General features: G+C 64.9%; 3 protein-coding genes and 1 pseudogene. 1 reads left to right on the top strand and 3 read right to left on the bottom strand.

Going from position 1 to position 4,747, the window contains the following annotated elements; all coding sequences use genetic code 11:
- The first annotated feature begins 1,364 nt into the window (after nucleotides 1-1,364).
- The gene (locus ACZ6IM_RS42210) at nucleotides 1,365-2,624 is read left to right on the top strand and encodes a hypothetical protein (protein ID WP_398918977.1); all 1,260 of its coding nucleotides are present in this window, start codon (nucleotides 1,365-1,367) and stop codon (nucleotides 2,622-2,624) included.
- A 124-nt stretch (nucleotides 2,625-2,748) separates the two neighbouring features.
- On the opposite strand, the gene ACZ6IM_RS42205 is transcribed toward ACZ6IM_RS42210, so the two are convergent.
- The 3 genes and pseudogenes from ACZ6IM_RS42205 to ACZ6IM_RS42195 all read right to left on the bottom strand — a co-directional run.
- A complete protein-coding gene (locus tag ACZ6IM_RS42205; RefSeq protein WP_319218588.1) occupies nucleotides 2,749-3,090 on the bottom strand; it encodes a hypothetical protein in 342 nt (113 codons plus the stop codon).
- A 33-nt stretch (nucleotides 3,091-3,123) separates the two neighbouring features.
- Nucleotides 3,124-4,202, bottom strand: a protein-coding gene (locus tag ACZ6IM_RS42200; RefSeq protein ID WP_469564540.1) for an IS630 family transposase whose coding sequence is annotated in 2 segments (ribosomal slippage) — nucleotides 3,124-3,704 and nucleotides 3,704-4,202 — 1,080 coding nt in all. Because the reading frame shifts where the segments join, the coding sequence is not laid out codon by codon here.
- Between the two features lie 91 nt (nucleotides 4,203-4,293).
- Nucleotides 4,294-4,747, bottom strand: a pseudogene (locus tag ACZ6IM_RS42195) (transposase family protein); the annotation flags it as partial.

Raw genomic sequence — 4,747 nt, 5'->3', positions numbered from 1 at the left:
GTGTCGGGGCGGCCGGCTGAGGCACGGCCCCGGAGGCGGGTCGGGAGGGGGCGACAGGGCGCCCTGGTTCGAGACGTTCTCGAAGGCCCTGTCGCTCGGATTGAGACAATGCAGCCAGGATATTTCGGTTCCTGACCCATCCTCGGGCCGTGGCGTAATTCACGGGGGGATCTGATGCTGCTGCGTGGACGGCGAGCGTCGTGCCTCTCGGAGTGGCTGAGTAGTCCCGCACGAAGCTCACCTTGAACTCAGATGAGTATTCCTGTCGCAAGGTTCAACTCCCTTGTGTTCTAGATCGAAGACTCGACGGCAGAAAATTTACTATCCCGCCGTCCGTTGTAACGTGCCGGGTGTCCACCCGGTTCATTCCAGGGGACTGGCTGTTGGGGTGAGGTGGCATATCGCCGAGGACATGCGCGCGGCGCTGTCCTGACGAGTTCGTGCATGGTTGGCGGTGGCGCGTCGGAACCCGAGGGGTCGACCCTTGCGTTCACGATCGCGCACCGTTCGCCGTCGTGGCCGCGCTGGTGGGAGAGCGGTCCATCACGTCGCGTCGCCGGTGGATGCGATGGTCGGTCGAATACAGAACGCCCTGCCCGCGTGCCACAGCGGCCCAGCCGGTGTCGCTGCTGGTCGGGCACCTCGACGGCGTAGAACTTGTCCACGATCCCGTGTAGCCGTGGCTCGCTGGGAAGCCACCAGACTGCGGCAGTCCCCCTCGATCCGCTGGACCTTGGGCGACGGTACGAACGTCACTTGTGTCGGCCCCGGCACTCCTTACCGTGGCAGCGAGCGCATGGTGGACTCTCCAGACTGCGGCCACCGGTTACCCGTACCAGCAGCGCCCAGCCTGGCGAGCGGTTCTCGGTGACCGCCACCTCGACGTGGACGGTCGACTGGGATGTCACCGACGGGGGTGCGGACTCCGGGGAGTTCACCGAGGGGCCTTGACCCGGAATATTGGACACGGGCTATGCGGCTTGGGCCAGGGTAGTTGTTGTCGTGTCGAGTGCTGCCTCGTAGGCGATGGGACTCCATTGTCCGAGTTCGAACACCTCCCCCAACGGCATGGGAGTCTTGTGCGTTGCGGCCCTCACCTCGGGCTCGCCGCAGTCACCCGATCGGTGGCCATGCTGAAAAAGCTCAGGGTACGGGCAAGTTTTGGTACCGCCCTCGAATCGGCGGGCGAATGCTCGCCCTCGCCTCGGAGGGTCTCTTCTCGCAGGCCACGTCCGTGCATCAGCCCCTCACCGGTCTGACCGTCGAATGGCTGTCGGAGCCATAAGAACAGATCACCCCGAAGCTTTGAACCGGTCGGCCGTCTGGTGCGTTGTGTGATCACCTTGTCCGCTCTGCTACCTGCCATGGAGGACTTCATGCCTACAGATGAGGAACGAGCCGCTGACGTCCGTGCCTTCTACGGCCTCGACGCACACGTTTTCGACCCGAACTTCCTCGACGCAGACGGCCTCGACGCAAACGGAAGACACTACGTCCTGAACATAGGCGTCCATCCGAAGTCCATTAAAAAGAAGGATTGCGCCACTTATTTCGAGTATAAGGTTCGAAATCGGCTGAACGACCTCCTCCGCACCGACCGCAATGGGAGTGCGGGTTCGCTGGAGAAGGCGGCGGTGGTGGCGGCAGGTCTGCCAGTGACTGAACGCCCGGACGGCACGTGGAACATTAACAAAGAAGCGGTAGTCACAGAATCGCGCTTCCTTCAGGATATTGACGATCAAGGGAGAGCCATGGACGTCAGGGCTTTCTATGGTCTCGATGAAGGAAGCACGGCCATCTTCCCAAAGGGATACCTGCCGGTTGAAACAGTTAGACCGGGTGCCACTCAATTCGAAATTAATATGCGAAGGCATTTGAGCAAGCTCACCCGCCCAAAGCAATGCACGGCGGGATCGCGCGAGGCAGCGGCGCTGAGCGAGGCAGGTCTGCCACTGATTGAACACGAGGACGACAAGTGGAGCATTGACAGAAAGACGGCACGCTCAGAATCAGATCTTATTGCGGATGTTACAGATCAACGAAATGCTGAATCCGTCCTGGCTTTTTACGGCCTCGATGGAAAAAGTGAGGCAATCGGGGAACGGGGGGTCCTGCCAGAAAAACGTGCAGGTCGCGGGGCCGGTCCAGGCGAAATTTCTACGCGAAACCGTTTGAATAACCTCACCCAGTACAACCGCAAGGGAGCGGGGCTGCGTGAGACGGCGGCGCTGCAGGCGGCAGGCCTGTCAGTGACCAAAAATAAACTTGGTGGATACTCCATCGACCGAGAAGCGACGCGTAAAGCTTATCTGGATAGGTCGAACAGCAGCCAGGTTGTCGGTTTGTCTCAGGGGATGGGGGAGATGTCGATCGCCGCTCCCGCGGGTTCCTCGTCGTATCCTGTGAGTATGTCTGCCTGGGATACTTCTGCTGTGCAGGATTCTGCCGGTCAAACCGGTGGTTTCGGCTATCCGATGAACCCGGCGGGGCCAGCACGGGAGTATCTCCCCATTGACCAGGGGTACACGCAGGCGGGGTCCCAGTCACAGGCCGGGCCGTCGTCGTATGAGGGACCGCCATCGCATCAGCAGGCCGGACGGCAGAGGAAGCGGGGGCCGAAGTAGTGACGTTGCCGGAGATTTCGACCTGGTGCGTGATCGCGGTTGGGGCGTGCTTGCCTGATCAGAGTCATGGTCACACGTTGGCGGTACGGTCGGAGACGAGGGCAGGCGCATCAGGGCACGGCGGTCAGCCAGCGGCGCGCTTCGAGCCGGGGGCCGTGCCCGCGTCACCCTGGCCCTGGTCCTGGCCGTACTCACGCTCACGCTCGTACTGGGCCCGGGCTTCAGCCATGGCGCGCTGCCAGGCGCGTTCGCTCCCGCCGTGTTCGCGGGCCAGTTGTGCGGCCATGCCGCGCCGGTAGCCGCCGACCTGGCGGAGTTCGGCGAGGGCGAGGGCCACAGCCCGGTCCCGTCGGTCGCGGCCCCAGCCGCCTCCGTGGTTGCCCCGGCCGTCTCCGGGACGCCGTTCCGCAGCCCGGAGACGGCCGGTGCCGACGTCCTGCCGCCAGGCGCTCCAGAACGCCTCCACGGCCTCCTGGTCGTAGTTACTGACTTCGGCTTTTCAGGGTGACTCTGGATCGTCGAGGGTCAGGCCGGTTCCGGCTATGAAGCCGTCGAGGGTGTCGGGCCGGTACTGAAGGCGCTTGAGCCGGTTGCGTACGAGGACTTCGAGCCGGTCCAGGGCGACCACGGCGAGGTTGGCCAGGCTGCGCTTGACGTGCGCCCATACCCACTCGACGGGGTTGAGGTCGGGCGAGTACGCGGGCAGCAGGAATACCCTCAGCCATTCACGCTCGGCGATCAGCTCACGCACGGCGTGGGAGACGTGGGTGTTCAGCCGGTCCCACACCAGCACGATGGGCGCCTTGACCAGTTGGTGGACGCCGTCGATCAGCGCGATGAAGTCACGCTCACCCATGCTGCGGCGCTTGCCCTTGCCCGCGGGATGGGTGAGCAGACGGTGGCACAGCCGGGTGCGGGAGCCGGGCCGCATCGCGATCAGCCCGGCCACCGACAGCCGTCCTGAGCGTCGTCCGCTCACCGTGACCTGCGGAGTCACTCCGCGTCGGCCCCAGGTACGTGCTCTGGGCGGCCGGCGGGTGAACCCGGCTTCGTCCTCGAAGCAGAGGTAACCCCCGCAGACCGCCCGGGCCCTTTTACCTCAGCCCAGGTCGCCTCCTTCCACGCGGTCACAGCCTGCTCGTCGCGCTCGGCGACCCGCCGCGCAGGAACCTGCGGACTGAAGCCGCGTCGGTGCATCAGCCGGGTGGCACCCGAGACGCTGTAGGAGACGTGGAACTTCCTGCCGATCAGCGTGGCCACCCTCGCCGCGGTCCACACTTGGTCCTCCACCCACCCGTGCGCGGCCGGCCCCTGCTCGAGATACCCGGCGAGCTTCTCCAAGCAGCGCGGGGACAGACGGCATCGGGACCCGCTCGGGCCACGGGAGGCCAGAGCCTCACGACCGCCGTCCCGCCACAGCTGGTGCCACTGATAGGCCGATTTCAGGCTCACCCGCAGGCGCCTTGCGACCTCCGGCGGCCTGACCTCCTGCTCGAACAGCTCGGCCGCCTGCATCCGCACCGACTCACGGCGCTCCCGCCCCACAGGCGTCAGCCCGCCCCCATCCGCGTATCTCACACACCAGCAGATACAACCAACCACGGAGCCTCATCAGGGACTTCGAGACAGATCACCCTAACGAGCCGAAGTCAGTAGAGAGCCTTTTCCATCATTGTTCTGAGCTGGTCAGATGCAGGGTGAGGACGGCCTGGACGAGTTTGGTGATCCGGGTGGTGGAGCATCGCAGTTTGCGGAGGAGCCGCCAGGACTTGAGGGTGGCGCCGGCCTGTTCGACGAGGGCCCGGATCTTCGCATGGGACCGGTTCACCGCCTGCTGGCCTGCGGAGAGGTTCTCCCATCGTCCCCAGCACGGGATGCGGACCGTGCCGCCGGCACCTCGGTATCCCTTGTCGGCCCAGCACCGGATGCCGGCCTCGGCAAGGGTGTCGACGATGCCGTGCTCGCGGGCCGCACGGACGTCGTGGACGGCCGGGCAGCGTCGGCGAGGCCCACAGCAGCCGGCCGAAGGGATCGGCGAGGACCTGCACGTTCATCCCGTGCCTCTTGTGCTTGCCGGAGTAGAACGGCCGGTCCGCGGCGATACGGTCGATTGGCAGGAGCGT

It is taken from the genome of Streptomyces sp. NPDC042336 (assembly GCF_055581985.1).
The sequence above is the reverse complement of the archived record's forward strand: the minus strand, read 5'-3'. Positions and strand labels throughout refer to the sequence as shown.

Coding starts and splice junctions, on each gene's coding strand:
- ACZ6IM_RS42210 (WP_398918977.1), top strand. CDS start 1,365: ATGGAGGACTTCATGCCTACAGATGAGGAACGAGCCGCTGACGTCCGT.